This is a genomic window from Protofrankia sp. CiP1_Cm_nod4 (assembly GCF_982290645.1).
Map to the genome: position 1 here is coordinate 9,877 of NZ_CEVIVC010000114.1, position 2,608 is coordinate 12,484.

A 2,608-nucleotide genomic window follows, 5' to 3' on the forward strand; every position below is an offset into this window, starting at 1 on the left:
TGGCAGCCTCCCTCGCGGCGGGCGCCCCGAAGACGTGGGGCCGGCTGGGCGTTCCGGTTCCACGGGCCGGGCGTCGGGCAGGGCCGGCCGGGCATCGATCGGCGGGAAGTATCGGTCGACAGGAGGTGGCGGCGCATGCGGCTGATCCCAGGCCCGTCTGCCGTCCGTATATCCGGGCCACAACGTGGTGTGATCAGTTCGTTTCTGCGCCGGCACATCGATCTGTGCCGTGTCGCCGGCGCGCTCTGTCCACCCTGACCCGAGCCCCGCTGACCTGAGCATTCCTGACATACGCGCTGTCCGCCCGACCTGATCGGGTCCGGCCCGGATCCAGTTCGGGCCCGTCGTACCCGACGATCCGCCGCACGTGACGATCCGCCGCGCCCGACCTGGTCTGTCGCCGCCGGCCCTACCGGCTCCCGCGCGTCGTGACCGGGTGGGCCTGTTCCCGCTCGCGCTGACAGCGCCGCTCGTGTTGACACCGCCGCGCCGCCGGCCCACGGCCGCGCCGGCAGCCGTCTGAAAGGGGTATCGGACGATGAGCAGGCCGATCAAGCAGATCCATCTCGCCGCGCACTTTCCAGGTGTCAACAACACCACCGTGTGGAGCGACCCGGCTGCGGGAAGTCATATCGAGTTCGGCTCTTTCGTCCATTTCGCGCGGACCGCCGAACGCGGAAAGTTCGATTTCCTCTTCCTGGCCGAGGGGCTGCGGCTGCGCGAGCAGAACGGGCTGATCCACGACCTCGACGTGGTGGGCCGCCCGGACACCTTCACGGTGCTGGCCGCGCTCGCCGCGGTCACCGACCGGCTCGGCCTGGCCGGCACGATCAACTCCACGTTCAACGAGCCCTACGAGGTGGCGCGGCAGTTCGCCAGCCTCGATCATCTCTCCGGCGGCCGGGCGGCGTGGAACGTGGTCACCTCCTGGGACGCCTTCACCGGCGAGAACTTCCGCCGCGGCGGCTTCCTGCCCGAGGAGCAGCGTTACGCGCGGGCCAGGACGTTCCTGCGGACGGCCTGGGAGCTGTTCGGCTCCTGGCGCGGCGACGAGATCATCGCCGACAGGGAGACCGGGGTGTTCCTGCGCGACCCGCACCCGGGCAGGTTCACCCACCGTGACGCTCATTTCGACATCGCCGGCCAGTTCAACGTCCCGCGCAGCCCGCAGGGACGTCCCGTCATCTTCCAGGCGGGTGACTCCGACGAGGGGCGGGAGTTCGCCGCCTCGGGCGCGGACGCGATCTTCAGTCGGCACGGCACCCTGGAGGCCGGGCAGGCGTTCTACGCCGACGTCAAGAGACGGCTGGCCCGCTACGGCCGTGCCCGCGACCAGTTGCTGATCCTGCCCGCGGCGACGTTCGTGCTCGGCGACACCGACGCCGAGGCGGCCGAGATCGCATACGAGGTCCGGCGCCAGCAGGTCAGCGGCCAGACCGCGATCCAGTTCCTCGAGCAGCTGTGGAACCGTGACCTCTCCGGCCACAACCCGGATGGGCCGTTGCCCGCCGTCGACCCCGACCCCGGGGAGCACACGGTCGCCCGCGGCCGGGCCAGCGTGCGCATGTTCGGGGACAGGCTGGCCACCGCGAACCAGTGGCGCCAGCTCGCCGAGGCGAAGAACCTCTCCACCCGAGAGCTGATCATCGAGATCACCGGGCGGCAGACGTTCATCGGTTCCCCGGCGACGGTGGCCAGTGCGATCAACGATCTCGTGCAGGCAGATGCCAGCGACGGGTTCATCCTTGTCCCGCACATCACCCCCGGCGGGCTGGACGGTTTCGTCGACACGGTGGTCCCGCTGCTGCAGGAGCGTGGCGTGTTCCGTACCGAGTACGAAGGTATTACCTTGCGCGACCATCTCGGTCTTGCGCCGCTCGTCCCTGCCGTGTCAGGCACGTCCGACGCGTCCGGCGCGTCCCCTGCCGGGCCGGGGCCGGCGGCGAGGGCCGTGTCGTGAAGTTCCTGACCATCACCCTGATCGTGCACGCCCCGGACCCGGTCACCAGGGTGCGGAAGTCGACCGCCGAGCGGTTCCGCGAAGTGATCGACAACGCGCTGCTGGCCGAGGAACTCGGCTTCGACGGCTTCGGGGTCGGCGAACGGCATGAACGGCCGTTCATCTCCTCCTCCCCGCCGGTGGTGCTCAGCCACCTGGCCGCGCTCACCAGCCGGATCCGGCTGTTCACCGCCGTCACCACGCTGAGCCTGCTCGACCCGGTGCGGGCGTACGAGGACTACGCCACCCTCGACCACCTCTCCGGCGGCCGGCTGGAGGTGATCATCGGCAAGGGTAACGGCGCCGCCCAGCGGGAGCTGTTCCACGTCACCCCCGACGACCAGTGGGACCGCAACGCCGAGTCCTACGAGCTCTTCCGCCGGATCTGGCGGGAGGACAAGGTCACCGCCGACCCGCGGTTCCGCCCCGCGCTGCGGGACGCCGAGGTCTGGCCCCGGCCGCTGCAGCAGCCGATCCGGGTCTGGCACGGCAGCGCCACCAGCAAGGAGTCGGTCGACCTGGCCGCCCGCTACGGTGACCCGCTGTTCTCGGCCAACGTCACCAACCCGATCGAGCCGTACGCCGAACTGGTCCAGTACTACCGTGAGC

General features: G+C 70.4%; 3 protein-coding genes. All 3 read left to right on the forward strand.

Going from position 1 to position 2,608, the window contains the following annotated elements:
* Positions 1-135: 135 nt before the first annotated feature.
* Positions 136-258, forward strand: coding sequence for a putative leader peptide (locus AC5LSR_RS18330; RefSeq protein WP_445548569.1), 123 nt, complete (start codon positions 136-138; stop codon positions 256-258).
* Positions 259-538: 280 nt separating this feature from the next.
* Positions 539-1,960: an NtaA/DmoA family FMN-dependent monooxygenase gene (locus AC5LSR_RS18335; RefSeq protein WP_250292727.1), complete on the forward strand. Its 1,422-nt coding sequence runs from the start codon at positions 539-541 to the stop codon at positions 1,958-1,960.
* Positions 1,957-2,608: LLM class flavin-dependent oxidoreductase (locus tag AC5LSR_RS18340; protein WP_493468728.1), on the forward strand; the 652-nt coding region annotated here is incomplete at its 3' end. The genes AC5LSR_RS18335 and AC5LSR_RS18340, both read left to right, overlap by 4 nt.

What these genes read in the sequence shown, in the direction of transcription:
- AC5LSR_RS18330 (WP_445548569.1), top strand. Translation starts at nt 136, where the DNA reads ATGCGGCTGATCCCAGGCCCGTCTGCCGTCCGTATATCCGGGCCACAA.
- AC5LSR_RS18335 (WP_250292727.1), top strand. Translation starts at nt 539, where the DNA reads ATGAGCAGGCCGATCAAGCAGATCCATCTCGCCGCGCACTTTCCAGGT.